Raw genomic sequence first — 15,848 nt, 5'->3', positions numbered from 1 at the left:
CCAGTAGCCATCGACATTTACTTGGACGTCCTAGTAAATTTGAGGCATGGACGCTGACGCCATCGAGGAGGGCCGCCGTCGCTGGCAGGCCCGGTACGACGCTTCGCGCAAGCGTGAGGCCGACTTCACCACGCTCTCCGGGGACTCCGTGGAGCCGGCGTACGGGCCCCGGCCCGGTGACACGTACGACGGCTTCGAGCGGATCGGCTGGCCCGGGGAGTACCCCTTCACGCGCGGCCTGTACCCGACCGGCTACCGGGGCCGCACGTGGACCATCCGGCAGTTCGCCGGGTTCGGCAACGCCGAGCAGACCAACGAGCGCTACAAGATGATCCTGGCCAACGGCGGCGGAGGCCTGTCCGTGGCCTTCGACATGCCCACGCTGATGGGGCGCGACTCCGACGAGCGGCACTCGCTGGGCGAGGTCGGGCACTGCGGGGTCGCGATCGACTCGGCCGCCGACATGGAGGTCCTCTTCAAGGACATCCCGCTGGGTGACGTCACGACCTCCATGACGATCAGCGGGCCGGCCGTCCCCGTCTTCTGCATGTACCTCGTCGCCGCCGAACGGCAGGGCGTCGACCCGGGCGTCCTCAACGGCACGCTCCAGACGGACATCTTCAAGGAGTACATCGCCCAGAAGGAGTGGCTCTTCCAGCCCGAGCCGCACCTGCGTCTCATCGGCGACCTGATGGAGTACTGCGCGGCCGGCATCCCCGCCTACAAGCCGCTGTCCGTCTCCGGCTATCACATCCGCGAGGCCGGCGCGACGGCCGCGCAGGAGCTGGCCTACACGCTGGCGGACGGCTTCGGATACGTGGAGCTGGGGCTCAGCCGCGGTCTCGACGTGGACCTGTTCGCACCCGGGCTGTCCTTCTTCTTCGACGCGCACGTCGACTTCTTCGAGGAGATCGCCAAGTTCCGCGCGGCGCGCAGGATCTGGGCGCGCTGGATGCGGGACGTCTACGGGGCGAAGTCCGAGAAGGCGCAGTGGCTGCGCTTCCACACCCAGACCGCCGGGGTCTCGCTGACCGCCCAGCAGCCGTACAACAACGTGGTGCGGACGGCCGTGGAGGCCCTCGCGGCGGTGCTTGGCGGGACCAACTCGCTGCACACGAACGCCCTGGACGAGACGCTCGCGCTGCCGAGCGAGCAGGCGGCGGAGATCGCGCTGCGCACCCAGCAGGTGCTGATGGAGGAGACCGGCGTCGCCAACGTCGCCGATCCGCTGGGCGGTTCCTGGTTCGTCGAGCAACTGACGGACCGGATCGAGGCCGACGCCGAGAAGATCTTCGAGCAGATCAGGGAGCGCGGGCTGCGGGCCCATCCCGACGGGCGGCACCCGATCGGGCCGATCACCTCCGGGATCCTGCGCGGGATCGAGGACGGGTGGTTCACCGGGGAGATCGCGGAGTCGGCGTTCCGGTACCAACAGGCCGTGGAGAAGGGCGAGAAGCGGGTCGTCGGCGTCAACGCGTACACCGGGTCGGTGACCGGGGACCTGGAGATCCTCCGGGTCAGTCACGAGGTGGAGCGGGAGCAGGTGCGGGCGCTGGGCGCGCGCAGGGCCGCCCGGGACGAGACGGCGGTGCGGGACGGGCTCGCCGCCATGCTGGCCGCCGCGCGTGACGGCTCCAACATGATCGGGCCGATGCTCGACGCCGTGCGGGCCGAGGCGACGCTGGGCGAGATCTGCGAGGTGCTGCGGGAGGAGTGGGGGGTGTACACGGAGCCCGCGGGCTTCTAGGCGGGTGCCGGCGGGAGCGGGGGCGGGGGCGAGTCGGTGGCCCCGCCCTCAGAGGTGTTCGCCGGGGAGGTCCCCGGACGGGCCGGTGGACGCGGTCAGGCCCAGGAGAAGGATCCGGGTGAAGCTCCGTACCCACTCCTCGTCCGCGGGCTCCGCGCTGACCAGGGTGCGGTGGACCACCGCACCCGCCACGACGTCGAAGATGAGGTCGACCGTGCGGGCGGCCTCGGCCGGGTCGGTCTGCGGGGGGAGTTCACCGCGCGCCTGGGCACGGGCCCGGCCCTCCAGGACCAGGTCCTTCTGCGGGTCGACGATGGAGGCCCGGATGCGCTCGCGCAGGGCGTCGTCGCGGGTGGACTCGGCGACGGCCGCCATCAGACCGCTCTTGGCCTCCGGCCGGGCCAGGATCGCCGCGAACTGAAGGACCACACCCTCGATGTCGGCGGCCAGGCTGCCCCGGTCGGGGAGTTCGAGTTCGGCGAAGAGTTCCGCGACCGCGTCGACGACCAGTTCGTTCTTGCCCGCCCAGCGGCGGTAGAGGGTCGTCTTGGCGACCCCGGCGCGCGTCGCCACGTCCCCCAGCGTCAGCTTGGACCAGCCCAGCTCGACCAGCGCCTCCCGGGTCGCGGCCAGGATCGCGGTGTCCGCGGCGGCGCTGCGCGGACGGCCCGAACGGCCCGTACGGCAGGCGGGGGTGCGGATCTGCATTCCCCGACCATAACCGGCGGTTTGTCATGGGCTTCCGTGAGGGAGATCACCGAGGCGTGGTGTTGCGGAGGCACCCGGTGCCATTACGCTACGACTCGTAGCGAAAGCTCGCGCGGGACGTGCGCGGGCCGACCGGCCCGGCAGGGTGCGGGGTGGGGACCCCGGTGCTCGTGTTCGGGATGTTCGGGACGTATTCGGAACGCTTTTCACGCAGGCGCGCGGACGGGGGAGGATAGACGCATGCAGCCACGGAACATGTCCATGAGCGGAGTCGTCGACCTCGCCGCGGTGAAGGCGGCCCAGGAGGCCAAGGCGAAGGCGGAGCAGACGCGCGCCGAAACGGCACGGCAGGGCGGCGCGGGGGCCGTCTCCCCGGCCGATCTCGTCATCGACGTCGATGAGGCGGGCTTCGAGCGGGAGGTCCTGCAGCGGTCCGCCGAGGTGCCCGTCGTCATCGACTTCTGGGCCGAGTGGTGCCAGCCGTGCAAGCAGCTGAGCCCCGTCCTCGAGCGGCTCGCCGTCGAGTACGACGGCCGCTTCCTGCTCGCCAAGGTCGACGTCGACGCCAACCAGATGTTGATGCAGCAGTTCGGGGTGCAGGGCATCCCGGCCGTCTTCGCGGTCGTCGCCGGGCAGGCGCTGCCGCTCTTCCAGGGGGCCGCCGGCGAGGCGCAGATCCGGCAGACCCTCGATCAGTTGGTTCAGGTCGCCGAGGAGCGGTTCGGGCTCACCGGCCTGACCGTCGACGCCGACGCCGGGCCGGGCGCCGTGGAGACGGTCGCGGCCGAGCCCGTAGGGCCGTACGACAACCTCCTCGAAGCCGCCGTGCAGGCGCTGGACGCGGGCGACTTCGGCGGCGCCGTGCAGGCGTACCGCACCGTGCTCGCCGACGACCCGGGCAACAGCGAGGCCAAGCTCGGGCTCGCGCAGGCCGAGTTGCTCCAGCGGGTGGGCGACATGGACCCGCAGCAGGTGCGCAAGGACGCCGCCGACAAGCCGGAGAACGCCGAGGCGCAGATCGCCGCGGCCGACCTGGATCTGGTGGGCGGTCATGTCGAGGACGCGTTCGGGCGGCTCATCGACACCGTGCGGCGCACGGCCGGTGACGACCGGGACGCCGTACGGCTGCGGCTGCTCGAACTGTTCGAGGTGGTAGGGCCGGACGACCCCCGGGTCGCGGCGGCCAGGCGAGCGCTGGCGCGCGCCCTGTTCTGATCCGGCGCGAGCCGGGTTCTGACCAGTCACTAAACGTCAGAGCCCGTGGTGCCGGAGTGAAAGTTCTGCCGATGTGGTTCCCGTGCGGCCGCGCTTTACCAAATCTTGGTAATCGCGGCCGCTGTTACTGCAAGTAAGACTCGGGCGTTGTTCTGTCGGATTCTGTCCAGCGATCAACAGCTTTGTCCCTGGCGTCGATGACACCCTGCGTCGCCGGTCGAGACCTATGGGTCGTTGTTCGGTTATCCGGCCGTTACTAGCCAGTAACGAACCCCCTTGTGCGGGCGACGAGAATGCACCACGATCGGCCACGCTCGGTCCAATCCCCTCCCCCGACAGCCGGTTGGGTCAACGGGTTTTCCTGGGTCCCCACCGAGCAGAGCCGACGGCAGTGGAGTCGGCTCTCGGACAGGGGGGTCTTCGCTGCGGCGAAGCCTGTCCGGCAAGGTTGTGCGTGATGCGTGTCAGGCGCGACCAGTGGTTGTCGCTCGGGGGTGATCGCCGGTGATCGGTGCGCGGTTCGCGCCTCCGAGACAGGCGCTCCCCTTCCCGAGGACGTAGCACTTCTCCCATCCCTGCCCGGCTGAGCCGCCGTTCGAGGGGGCGAACCGGGATCAGGAGATGTACGTCCGAGAAGGAGGAAATATGGAGTCCCAGGTGCGTGGCGGGACCAGATGGAAGCGCTTCGCTGTGGTCATGGTGCCCAGCGTCGCCGCTACGGCATGTATAGGTGTCGCCCTCGCGCAGGGTGCACTGGCCGCGTCGTTCAGCGTGTCCGGTCAGTCGTTCAAGGTGACGGCCGACAAGCTGGAAGGCACGGGCTTCTCGCAGTACGGCGCGATCGACTCGGGTTACACCCTCGACGGCAAGAAGACGGCTCACGCCGTTGCCGTCTCGGCGTTCAAGAGCGCCTCGATCACGAACATGTGCCAGTCCGTGGTCACCCCGAACATCCCGCTGCTCGGTTCCGTCAGCCTCACGCTGAAGGCGGGCGGCGGCGGTACGCCGGTCGAGGCAGAGAACCTGTACATCGACGTCGAGGACCTGAGCGCGGACGCCGTGTTCAAGAACATCGACATCGGTGTGGCCGCCAAGGACGCCACCAAGGGTCCGGGCCTCAAGAGCGGTGACACGGCCAACCCGTACGGGTTCGCCCAGCAGGCGGAGTCCGCCACGCTGACCGACGTGAAGCAGACGGCGTGGGCCACCACTGCCGGAACCTTCAAGCTCAGCGGCCTGAAGATGTCGCTGTCGACGGGTGTCAAGGAGTGCTACTAAGCACTCTCTGACGGGCGGGGGGGCCGGTGGCGCCCCCGCCCGTCCAGTCTGAAGCCCGCGGCTTCAAGCAGCAGTTCGACTCACCACCACAGAAACGCCGCACCAGGGAGCTGTTTCCATGAGCGCCGAGACCCCTGTCGCCCCCGGTCAGTTCACCCGCCGGAGGCAGCAGTTCCGCGCCTGGCGGGAAACCAGGCCGTTCTGGGCGGGCCTGTTCGTCCTTCTTGCCGGCTTCCCCATCGCCTACTTCCCTTACGCGCACCTCCAGGTGGGCCACCTGACCTTGGCGATGGCTACCACCGCGGGCGCAGGGTCGCTGATCATCGGCGTGCTGCTGGGCGTCCTGGGCATCAGTCTGTGGTTCCAGAAGCACGTACAGGTCTTCGCGGGAGTCGCGGCGATCCTGCTCGGGCTGGTGTCCATCCCGGTGTCGAACCTCGGCGGTTTCCTCATCGGCTTCCTGTTCGCGCTGATCGGCGGGGCGATGGCCGTGTCCTGGGTACCGGGCTCACCGCCCGCCCCGGCTCCGGGCCCCGAGGCCGGCGCGACCGCCGGAGACGCCCCCGAGGGCGCGTTCCCCGCAAGTCCCGCCGACGCGGGCGACCTCACCGAGAACCCGTACAGCACGGGCCCGGCCCCCACCGAGAGGCCGTCCTTCACGAAGGACGACGACGGGGCGGGCGAGCCGCACGATCTGCACGATCTGTCAGGAACGAGCCCGGCCAACGGGGCGAACGGGAGGCACAGTGCCGGCTGACGAGGTTTCCACCGGGAGCGATGTGGACGCTGCCCGCGTGAGAACCACCGGGCCGCGGCACGCGGCACCGAAGAAGCCGCTCTTCACCAGGTTCCACATGCCGGCCGGCAAGGCGATAGCCCTGGCGGCCATGCCGACGGCGGTCCTCATGGGAATGGGGTTCACGCCGACCCTGGCCAACGCCGAGGACCAGCCGGCGTCCAAGAGCCTCACCATCGACGAGTACAAGGACTGCGTGGCGGCCCTGGAGGGCGCGGACGCCTCCGCGTCGGCCTCCCCGTCGCCGTCCGCCTCGGCGAGCGCGAGCGAATCGGCCGACGACTCCAAGGACGACTCGAAGGACGACTCCAAGGACGAGTCCGCGGACGACTCCAAGGACACGTCGGGCAACTCGGGCGACACGGGTGACTCCGGTTCGTCGGATTCAGGTTCCGACGACACGGCCGAGCCCGCTCCCGCCGCGTCCTCCGCGGCCGCCGAGCCCGAGAAGTCGTCGACGTCCGGTGACACCGCGACGGCGAGCCCCTCGGCCTCCGAGACGAGCAAGAACGTCCTGGAGACCATCGGCGACGCCATCACGGACCTCTTCGACGGCAACGAGTCCGACGCGACGGCCGGTTCGAGCCCGTCCCCGGCGGCCTCGGAATCGGCGTCGGCCGGCGACTCGTCGTCGGACGCCGGTTCGGGCGCCTCGGACGGCTCCGGCTCCTCCGACGCCGGCTCGGCCGGCAAGGACACGTCCGGTACCTCCAAGGACGCCACCGACGCCGTCACCGACACGGCGAAGGACACCGTCAAGGACACCGCCGACGAGGCCGAGGACACGGCGAAGGACACCGAGGAGGCCGCCGACGACGCCACGGCCTCGCCGAGCCCCTCGGAGAGCGCCACCACGGACGCCGACGACTGCCCCGCCGCCACGGACGACGAGGGCGGCATCGACAACAAGATCCGGCTGCCCGACGACCCCTGGTACCTGAACGCCAGTTCGCTGCTCCTCAAGGGCGCCGACTACCAGGGCATAGTCAAGGTGAAGACCGCCAACGGCACCGTCAAGGAGGTGCTGAAGTACGTCATCTCCGACGGCACCGACATCGGCGACCTGCACCAGACGGTGGACGACAAGCAGTCCGGCAGGACGTACCACGTGCAGGCGGGCAAGGGCACCACGTCCACCATCCGTGACGGCGACACGATCATGTACACGGAGAGCATCTCCGGCAACCTGTTCGGCCTGATACCCATCACGTTCAGCCCGAAGAGCCCGCCGCCGCTGAACATCCCGCTGATCTACTTCACCGACGTGAAGGTCCAGCAGGCGGGCCAGCTCGGCGGCACGCTGACCGTCCCCGGTCTGCACCAGTACACGACCGGCTGAGCAGCACCGGCCGATCGTCCCCGATCCCGTCCGGGAGCCGCAACAGACGCCGAGGGCGCCCCCTGTTCACAGGGGGCGCCCTCGGCGCCGTACAAGCCCGCTCAGCGGGCCGGGGCCGCCCGCTCAGTCGCGGGAGACGCCGCCCAGGTGGTGGACGCGGAGCATGTTGGTGGTGCCGGCCACGCCGGGGGGCGAGCCGGCGGTGATGATGACGATCTCGCCGGGGCTGAAGCGGTTGATCTTGGCGATCTCCTGGTCGACCATGTCGACCATCTCGTCGGTGCTGTTCACGAACGGCACGATGTGCGACTCGACGCCCCAGCTGAGCGCCAGCTGGTTGCGGGTGCCCTCGTCGGTGGTGAAGGCGACGATCGGCTGGGCCGCGCGGTAGCGGGAGAGCCGGCGGGCGGTGTCACCGGACTGGGTGAAGGCCACCAGGCCCCGGCCGCCGAGGAAGTCGGCGATCTCGCACGCGGCGCGGGCGATCGAACCGCCCTGCGTGCGGGGCTTCTTGCCCGGCACCAGCGGCTGGAGGCCCTTGCTGAACAGCTCCTGCTCGGCCGCCGTGACGATCTTCGACATCGTCTTCACGGTCTCGATCGGGTACGCGCCCACGCTCGACTCGGCGGACAGCATGACCGCGTCCGCGCCGTCCAGGATCGCGTTGGCCACGTCGGAGGCCTCGGCGCGGGTCGGACGGGAGTTGGTGATCATCGACTCCATCATCTGGGTCGCCACGATCACGGGCTTGGCGTTGCGCCGGCACAGCTCGATGAGGCGCTTCTGCACCATGGGGACCTTCTCGAGCGGATACTCGACGGCCAGGTCGCCACGGGCCACCATGACGGCGTCGAAGGCCGCGACGACGTCCTCCATGTTCTCCACCGCCTGCGGCTTCTCCACCTTGGCGATGACGGGGACCCGGCGGCCCTCCTCGTCCATGACCTTGTGGACGTCGGTGACGTCCTTGGCGTCCCGGACGAAGGACAGCGCGACCAGGTCGGCGCCCATCCGCAGCGCGAACCGCAGGTCCTCGATGTCCTTCTCGCTCAGCGCGGGCACGTTGACGGCCGCGCCGGGCAAGTTGATGCCCTTGTGGTCGGAGATGACACCGCCCTCGATGACGATCGTCTTCACCCGCGGGCCCTCGACGTCCAGGACCTTCAGCTCGACGTTGCCGTCGTTGATGAGGATCTGGTCGCCGCGCGAGACGTCGCCCGGCAGGCCCTTGTACGTCGTGCCGCAGATCGTCTTGTCGCCGGGGACGTCCTCGGCGGTGATGACGAACTCGTCACCCCGCACCAGCTCGACCGGACCCTCGGCGAAGGTCTCGAGGCGGATCTTCGGGCCCTGGAGGTCGGCGAGGACACCGATGGCCCGGCCGGTCTCCTTGGCGGCGGCCCGGAGCCGGTCGTAGCGGCCCTGGTGCTCGGCGTGCGTGCCGTGGCTGAAGTTGAAGCGGGCCACGTTCATGCCGGCTTCGATCAGCGACACGAGCATTTCATGGGAGTCGACCGCGGGGCCGAGAGTACAGACGATTTTCGAACGGCGCATGGGGCGATCCTATCGGTTTGTTTCGCTACGGAATATTCCGTCTGGTGGAAGATACAAATGAGAGGCCTTGTGCTCAGTTGCTTTCCTGCTCAGTTGCCACGCGGCGGGGTCGCATATCAATGCCGCTTCACCAGTACGTAGGTCTGTGTGGCGATCTCCAGTTCCTCGTCCGTCGGCACCACGGCGACCGCCACCCGCGCGCCGGCGGGCGAGATCAGCCGCGGCTCGTCACCGCGTACCGCGTTCAGCTCGTCGTCCACCGCCAGGCCCAGGGAGTCCAGGCCCGCCACGGCGGCCTCCCGCACCGGCGCCGCGTTCTCCCCGACCCCGGCGGTGAACGCGACCGCGTCCACGTGCCCGAGCACGGCGTAATAGGCGCCGATGTACTTCTTCAGCCGGTGAATGTAGATGTCGAAGGCGAGCTTCGCCCGCTCGTCACCCTCGTCGATCCGGCGGCGGATCTCCCGCATGTCGTTGTCACCGCACAGCCCGATGAGCCCGCTCTTCTTGTTGAGAAGAGTGTCGATTTCGTCGATGGACATTTCACCAACACGCGCCAAATGGAAGATGACGGCCGGATCGGTGTCTCCGGAGCGCGTACCCATCACGAGCCCCTCCAAGGGCGTCAGCCCCATCGAGGTGTCCACGCACCGGCCCTTCTCGACGGCCGAGGCGGACGCCCCGTTGCCGAGGTGCAGCACGATGACGTTCACCTCTTCGGGTGCCTTGCCCAGCAGCTTCGCCGTCGCCCGGGAGACGTACGCGTGCGAGGTCCCGTGAAAACCGTAGCGCCGCACGCGGTGCGCGTCGGCGGTCTCGACGTCGATCGCGTAGCGGGCGGCCGCCTCCGGCATCGTCGTGTGGAACGCGGTGTCGAAGACGGCGACCTGGGGCAGATCGGGGCGCAGCGCCGTCGCGGTGCGGATGCCGGTGAGGTTGGCCGGGTTGTGCAGCGGGGCGACCGGGATCAGCCGCTCGATCTCGGCGAGGACGGCGTCGTCGATCACGGTCGGCTCGGTGAACTGCCTGCCGCCGTGCACGACCCGGTGCCCGATGGCGGCGAGCTCGGGGGAGTCGAGGCCGAGCCCGTCCTTCGCGAGCTCCTCCGCGACGGCCTTCAGCGCGGCGGCGTGGTCGGCGATCGGCCCGGTCCGCTCACGGCTCGCCCCGCCGGTCGCGAGCGGCGTGTGCTTGAGCCGCGAGGACTGCTCACCGATCCGCTCGACGAGCCCGTTCGCCAGCCGGCTGCTGTCCCGCATGTCGAGCAGCTGGTACTTCACCGACGAGGAGCCGGAGTTGAGGACGAGGACACGGGTCGCGGTCACTGCTGGGAAGCCTTCTGGTCGATGGACGGGGCCGGGGACGGGGCTGGTGCCGGGGCCGGGGGCGAGGTCCGGGCAGAGGTCTGGGCCTGGATCGCCGTGATGGCGACGGTGTTGACGATGTCCTGGACCAGGGCGCCCCGGGACAGGTCGTTGACCGGCTTGCGCAGGCCCTGGAGCACCGGCCCGACCGCGATCGCGCCGGCCGAGCGCTGCACGGCCTTGTAGGTGTTGTTGCCGGTGTTGAGGTCCGGGAAGATCAACACGCTTGCCTGACCGGCGACTTCGGAGCCCGGCAGCTTGGTCGCGGCGACGGTCGGCTCCACTGCGGCGTCGTACTGGATGGGCCCCTCGATCTTCAGGTCGGGGCGCCGCTCGCGGACGAGCTTCGTCGCCTCCCGCACCTTGTCGACGTCGGCGCCCGAGCCGGACGTACCGGTGGAGTACGACAGCATCGCGATCCGCGGCTCCACGCCGAACTGGGCGGCGGTCGCGGCCGCCTGGATGGCGATGTCGGCGAGCTGCTCGGCGTTCGGGTCGGGGTTCACGGCGCAGTCGCCGTACACCAGGACCTTGTCGGCGAGGCACATGAAGAAGACGGACGAGACGATGTCGGCGTCCGGCTTCGTCTTGATGATCTCGAAGGCGGGCCGGATGGTGGCGGCCGTGGAGTGCACCGACCCGGAGACCATGCCGTCGGCCAGGCCCTCCTGCACCATGAGCGTCCCGAAGTAGTTCACGTCCGAGACGACGTCGTACGCCAGCTCCACCGTGACGCCCTTGTGGGCCCGCAACCGGGCGTACTTCTCGGCGAAGGAGTCGCGCAGCTCGGAGGTGGCCGGATCGATCAGCGAGCAGTCGCCGAGGTCGATGCCGAGATCGGCGGCCTTCTTGCGGATCAGGTCGACCGGCCCGAGGAGCGTGAGATCGCAGACGCCCCGGCGCAGCAGCACCTCGGCCGCGTGCAGCACCCGCTCCTCGGTCCCCTCCGGAAGGACGACCCGGCGCTTGTCGACGCGGGCCTGCTCCAGCAGCTTGTGCTCGAACATCATCGGCGTGAGGCGGCCGGTGCTCGGCGCGGAGACGCGCCCCAGCAGACCGCTCGTGTCCACGTGCCGTTCGAACAGACCCAGGGCGGTCTCGGCCTTGCGCGGGGTGGCCGCGTTCAGCTTGCCCTCCAGGGAGAACAGCTGCTCGGCGGTGAGGAAGCTGTTGCCGGGCACCGAGACGACGGGCGTGCCGGGGGCGAGGCGGGCGGCCAGGGTGAGGATCGCGTCGCTCGGCACCTCGTCGAGGGTGAGCAGCAGGCCGGCTATCGGCGGGGTGCCGGCGCTGTGCGCGGCCAGCGAGCCGATGACCAGGTCGGCCCGGTCCCCGGGAGTGACGACCAGACAGCCCGGGGTCAGCGCGTTGAGGAAGTTCGGCAGCATCGCCCCGCCGAAGACGAAGTCGAGCGCGTCACGGGCCAGCCCGGAGTCGTCGCCGAGGAGCACCCTCGCGCCCAGCGCGTGGCTGATCTGCGCGACGGTCGGCGCGGAGAGGGCGGGCTCGTCGGGCAGGACGTAACAGGGCACGGGCAGCCGCGTCGCGAGCCGGGCGGCGATCTCCTCCCGGTCCTCCGGGGCCACCCGGTTGGTCACCATGGCGAGGACGTCGCAGCCGAGGACCTCGTAGGCCCGGTAGGCGTTGCGGGTCTCCGCGAACACCGACTCCACCGTCTGCTTGCGCCCGCCGACGACCGGGATCACGGACGCGCCGAACTCGTTCGCCAGGCGCGCGTTGAGGGCGAGTTCGTCCGGGAACTGGGTGTCGGCGTAGTCCGTTCCCAGGACGAGGACGACGTCGTAGGCGCGGGCGACGCGGTGGAAGCGCTCGACGAGGGTGGAGACCAGTTCGTCCGTGCCCTGCTCCGCCTGGAGGGCGGACGCCTCGTGATAGTCCATGCCGTAGACGGTGGCCGGATCCTGCGCCAGCCGGTAGCGCGCACGCAGCAGCTCGAAGAGCCGGTCGGGCCCGTCGTGGACGAGGGGACGGAACACGCCCACCCGGTCGACCTGCCGGGTCAGGAGCTCCATGACTCCCAGCTCGACGACCTGACGGCCGTCGCCGCGGTCGATTCCGGTCACGTACACGCTGCGGGTCACGCGAGCTCTCCGTCTCTCTACGGGGGCACGGGGCACGGGGCACAAAAATCGCCCACCTAGGTGAGCAGATCCCTCTTGACAATACCTCCGGCCGTAGTTAAGGCGCCCGTCAAGAGACAGCCCGCTCGGCGGCGTGAAACAATCGAACCTGGCTCACCGGTACCAACAGCGAGCAGGAGACACAGCACGATGCGCATCGGAGTTCTCACCGCAGGTGGCGACTGCCCCGGCCTGAACGCAGTGATCCGGTCGGTCGTGCACCGCGCCGTCGACAACTACGGCGACGAGGTGATCGGCTTCGAGGACGGTTACGCGGGTCTGCTGGACGGCCGTTACCGCAGCCTCGACCTCAACGCCGTGAGCGGCATCCTGGCCCGCGGCGGCACCATTCTCGGCTCGTCCCGCCTGGAGCGCGACCGGCTGCGCGAGGCCTGCGAGAGCGCCTCCGACATGATCCACGACTTCGGCATCGACGCGCTGATCCCGATCGGCGGCGAGGGCACGCTGACGGCGGCGCGGATGCTGTCGGACGCCGGCCTGCCCGTGGTGGGCGTCCCGAAGACGATCGACAACGACATCTCGTCGACGGACCGCACCTTCGGCTTCGACACGGCGGTGGGCGTCGCGACGGAGGCGATGGACCGCCTGAAGACCACGGCGGAGTCCCACCAGCGGGTGATGGTGGTCGAGGTCATGGGCCGCCACGCCGGCTGGATCGCGCTGGAGTCCGGCATGGCCGCGGGCGCGCACGGGATCTGTCTGCCGGAGCGGCCCTTCGACCCCGCCGACCTGGTGAAGATGGTCGAGGAGCGGTTCGCCCGCGGCAAGAAGTTCGCGGTGATCTGCGTCGCCGAGGGCGCGCACCCGGCCGACGGCACCATGGACTACAGCAAGGGCGCGATCGACCAGTTCGGTCACGAGCGCTTCCAGGGCATCGGCACGGCGGTGGCCTACGAGCTGGAGAAGCGGCTCGGCAAGGAGGCCCGACCGGTGATTCTCGGCCACGTCCAGCGTGGCGGTGTCCCGACGGCGTACGACCGTGTCCTCGCGACCCGCTTCGGCTGGCACGCGGTGGAGGCGGCGCACCGCGGCCAGTTCGGGCGGATGACGGCGCTGCGCGGGACCGACGTGGTGATGGTGCCGCTGGCGGAGGCGGTGACCGAGCTCAAGACGGTCCCGAAGGACCGGATCGTCGAGGCGGAGTCGGTCTTCTAGGCGGTCCGGTTCTCGAGGCTCGTCCAGAACGTGTCGACGATCCGGTCGAGGAAGTCCCGGCCGGCGTCGCTCGCCTCACCGGCCGCGCTGCCGTCGCCCCAGCTCAGCGTGGCGACCATCTGCCCCTGGTAGTCCTGGTGCAGCTCCTGGAGGGTCTCCTCCAGGAGCCGCCGGTCCAGGGGCACGATCCTGCCCACGGGTCTGACGTACGCCTGCCAGCGGGTGCGGGCGGCGGTGCGCAGCAGGTCGGCCAGCCTGGCCTCCAGGCCGGTGACGGTGACCAGGTCGGGCAGCGAGAGGTCGAGCAGCTCGGCGAGGGCCGCGGACTGCCGGTCCGTGCCGCGCCACTGCCCGCTCTCCTCCATGCGCGTGTACGCGAGGAACTCGTGCCCCACGGCCCGGGCGACGTCCTCGGGGGCGAAGCCCTGGGCGACGCGGTGTTCGCGCAGGGTCCGCGGCCTGCCGATCAGCTCACCCGGAGAACACCACAACACGCCCGCGAGAGCGGTGAGTTCGGGATGCGAGGGGGTGAGTGCCCCGCGTTCCCAGGCGCGGACGAGATCGGCGGTCGCGTGCGGGAGGGCGTAGGAGGCGCGCAGTCCGTGGGCGACGTGGTCCGGGGTCATGCCGAGGGCCGCGCGGAGCCTGCGGGCGGCGGGAGCGTTGAAGGGCGGACCTGGCTGACGGGTGTGGGCTGGAGGTCTGGGCACGGGGGACAAGGTAGGGGGCGCAGCGTGCGCTGACTACGGGGTGTTTGGACATAGTCACCGGTCGTAGGAACCTACGGTGGTGACCGCTCGGCCGGTCGGTCACCACCGTCGTGCGGGCCGGTCCTGCGGTTCGGTCGTGCGGGCCGGTCCTGCGGGTCAGCCTTGCGGGTCAGTCGTGCCGCGTGATCTTTCCGACGACCGGCCCGTAGTAGGTGCCGCCCTGGAAGGTGATGGTGTCGCCGCCGGAGCCGGAGCCGGAGCCGGAGCCGGAGCCGGAGCCGGAGCCGGAGTCCGTGCCTGGGCCCGTGCGTGCGCCGTGTCGGGGCTCCTCCCCGGTGCCGGAGGTGCTCCGGGGGCGTGGGTCGTGCTTGCGCAGGACCGCCACCGCGACCTTGGCCGCCTGCCCCGCCGCCAGCTCCTGCGAGCCCTCCGCGTCGGCCGCGCCCTTCCCGGCGTCGGCGAGGTCGCTGATGCCCCGGACGACGAGGGCGTCCAGCCGGCCGCACAGGTGTGCCGCGTGGGACGCCCCCGAGCCCTCCATCTCGATGGCGTACGCGTCGTTGTACGTCCGCCGGATGTGATCGCGCAGCGCGGACCGCTCGTCGGCCAGCACGACGTCCCCGCAGGCGATCGGCTTGCGGTGGGCCCGTACCCCGTCCAGGTCCCGCAGCGCCGAGCGGGCCGCCTGGACCAGGCGGTGCGAGCCGTGCCAGGCCTCGGGCCGGGCCAGCAGGCCCTCCGCGGTCTGCTTGCCGCCGTGGACGGCGTAGATCTTGGTGCCGACGACGACGTCACCGATCCGCAGGTCGTCCTTGAGGCCGCCCGCGACGCCCACGAAGAGCAGGCACTCGGGGGCGAGTTCGGAGACGATACGGATGGTGAGCGCGGCCGTGGTCAGGGCGCCCTCGCCGAGCTCGGCGAGCGCCACCGTCCAGCCCGTACCGGAGAGCCGGCCCTGTTCGAGGCGGGTCCCGTCGTCGAGGACGACTTCTTCCAAGGGTCCCAGGAGCGCGCGCACGGCGTCGTACTCGACGGGAAGGGCGGTGAGGATCACGGCGAGGGGCTCGGTCTCGGGCACACCCTTAAGGTACTGCCAGGAACATCGGGGGAGGGGGCGGTCGCCGTGGCCGAACGGGACGTCAGCGCCGGGCAGTTGCTGCTCGCCGAGTACCAGAGCGTCAAGGACGAGCAGAAGGCGCGGATCGGGTTCCGGGACAACCTGCTGTACGTGACCCTGGCGGTGGTGGCGGCGGTGATCGCCGCGGCGGCCCAGGCCGAACAGACGTCGATGTTGCTGGCGTTGCCGCCCGTGTGCGTGGTGCTGGGGTGGACCTACCTGGTCAACGACGAGAAGATCTCGGCCGTCGGGCGATATGTACGCCGGGAGTTGGGGCCGAGGCTCGCCGAACTGGCCGGGACCGAGGTGGCCTTCGGGTGGGAGACCTACCACCGCGGCGACCCCGGGCGGACCTCCCGGAAGATCGTGCAGTGCGTGGTCGATCTGCTGGCGTTCTGTGTCGTGCCGACGGCCGCGCTGGTCGTGTACTGGAGCGGGGGACAGGTGTCGGCGGGGCTGCTGGCGCTGTCCGTGGCCGAGGCGGCGGCGGTGGCCGGGCTGGGGGTGTTCGTCGTGCGGTACGCGCTGCCGTTCGGGGGTGGCGGCGAGTGACGGCGGCGGCCGCGAGCCGGGACCGCGGCAGTGAGCGATGGCCGTGAGCCGCGAGCAGGGACCGTGACCGTCGGCGATGGCCGCGAGCCGGGATCGTGGCAGTAGCCGTGAGCCGGGTGCGTGGCCGTGAGCGAGGGGGTGGCGGGTGGCC

At 70.4% G+C, this 15,848-nt stretch carries 13 protein-coding genes; 7 read left to right on the top strand and 6 right to left on the bottom strand.

From position 1 onward, the window contains the following. The first annotated feature begins 46 nt into the window (after positions 1–46). On the top strand, positions 47–1,747 hold the full coding sequence (gene icmA / locus ABT070_RS16655; protein WP_351760658.1) for a coenzyme B12-dependent isobutyryl-CoA mutase large subunit: 1,701 nt from the start codon (positions 47–49) through the stop codon (positions 1,745–1,747). Positions 1,748–1,795: 48 nt separating this feature from the next. Here icmA and ABT070_RS16650 read toward each other — a convergent pair whose 3' ends face one another. Beyond that, a complete protein-coding gene (locus tag ABT070_RS16650; protein WP_351760655.1) occupies positions 1,796–2,455 on the bottom strand; it encodes a TetR/AcrR family transcriptional regulator in 660 nt (219 codons plus the stop codon). Positions 2,456–2,695: 240 nt separating this feature from the next. On the opposite strand from ABT070_RS16650, the gene ABT070_RS16645 reads away from it, so the two are divergent. From ABT070_RS16645 to ABT070_RS16630, 4 genes are all read left to right on the top strand, one after another. Then, positions 2,696–3,670 carry a tetratricopeptide repeat protein gene (locus ABT070_RS16645; RefSeq protein WP_351760652.1) on the top strand — a complete coding sequence of 325 codons (975 nt, stop codon included), beginning with the start codon at positions 2,696–2,698 and terminating at the stop codon, positions 3,668–3,670. A 645-nt stretch (positions 3,671–4,315) separates the two neighbouring features. Continuing rightward, a complete protein-coding gene (locus ABT070_RS16640; RefSeq protein WP_351760650.1) occupies positions 4,316–4,948 on the top strand; it encodes a DUF6230 family protein in 633 nt (210 codons plus the stop codon). A 118-nt stretch (positions 4,949–5,066) separates the two neighbouring features. After that, a complete protein-coding gene (locus tag ABT070_RS16635) occupies positions 5,067–5,705 on the top strand; it encodes a DUF6114 domain-containing protein (protein ID WP_351760648.1) in 639 nt (212 codons plus the stop codon). Continuing rightward, the gene (locus ABT070_RS16630; RefSeq protein WP_351760645.1) at positions 5,695–7,083 is read left to right on the top strand and encodes a hypothetical protein; all 1,389 of its coding nucleotides are present in this window, start codon (positions 5,695–5,697) and stop codon (positions 7,081–7,083) included. Before ABT070_RS16635 ends, ABT070_RS16630 begins: the two co-directional genes overlap by 11 nt. Positions 7,084–7,206: 123 nt before the next feature. On the opposite strand, the gene pyk is transcribed toward ABT070_RS16630, so the two are convergent. From pyk to pta, 3 genes are all read right to left on the bottom strand, one after another. Then, on the bottom strand, positions 7,207–8,637 hold the full coding sequence (gene pyk, locus ABT070_RS16625) for a pyruvate kinase (protein ID WP_351760643.1): 1,431 nt from the start codon (positions 8,635–8,637) through the stop codon (positions 7,207–7,209). A gap of 116 nt (positions 8,638–8,753) precedes the next feature. Then, positions 8,754–9,962 carry an acetate kinase gene (locus ABT070_RS16620; protein ID WP_351760640.1) on the bottom strand — a complete coding sequence of 403 codons (1,209 nt, stop codon included), beginning with the start codon at positions 9,960–9,962 and terminating at the stop codon, positions 8,754–8,756. Next, positions 9,959–12,103: a phosphate acetyltransferase gene (gene pta / locus ABT070_RS16615; protein WP_351760638.1), complete on the bottom strand. Its 2,145-nt coding sequence runs from the start codon at positions 12,101–12,103 to the stop codon at positions 9,959–9,961. The genes ABT070_RS16620 and pta overlap by 4 nt, the downstream gene beginning before the upstream one ends. Before the next feature lie 189 nt (positions 12,104–12,292). On the opposite strand from pta, the gene ABT070_RS16610 reads away from it, so the two are divergent. Further along, on the top strand, positions 12,293–13,318 hold the full coding sequence (locus ABT070_RS16610; RefSeq protein ID WP_351760635.1) for an ATP-dependent 6-phosphofructokinase: 1,026 nt from the start codon (positions 12,293–12,295) through the stop codon (positions 13,316–13,318). On the opposite strand, the gene ABT070_RS16605 is transcribed toward ABT070_RS16610, so the two are convergent. Beyond that, on the bottom strand, positions 13,315–14,037 hold the full coding sequence (locus ABT070_RS16605; RefSeq protein WP_351760633.1) for an XRE family transcriptional regulator: 723 nt from the start codon (positions 14,035–14,037) through the stop codon (positions 13,315–13,317). The genes ABT070_RS16610 and ABT070_RS16605 overlap by 4 nt on opposite strands. 160 nt (positions 14,038–14,197) lie before the next feature. Then, positions 14,198–15,106 (bottom strand): 5'-methylthioadenosine/S-adenosylhomocysteine nucleosidase, encoded by a 909-nt coding sequence (locus ABT070_RS16600; protein WP_351760630.1) that lies wholly within the window; start codon positions 15,104–15,106, stop codon positions 14,198–14,200. Positions 15,107–15,151: 45 nt separating this feature from the next. Between ABT070_RS16600 and ABT070_RS16595 the strand changes: the two genes are divergently transcribed. Further along, positions 15,152–15,697, top strand: coding sequence for a hypothetical protein (locus ABT070_RS16595; RefSeq protein WP_351760627.1), 546 nt, complete (start codon positions 15,152–15,154; stop codon positions 15,695–15,697). Positions 15,698–15,848: the final 151 nt, after the last annotated feature.

This window comes from Streptomyces sp. NPDC002884 (genome assembly GCF_040295245.1).
In the GTDB taxonomy this organism is placed as follows: Bacteria; Actinomycetota; Actinomycetes; order Streptomycetales; family Streptomycetaceae; genus Streptomyces.
Note: the sequence above shows the minus strand (reverse complement) of the source record. Positions and strands in the feature narration are given on the sequence as shown.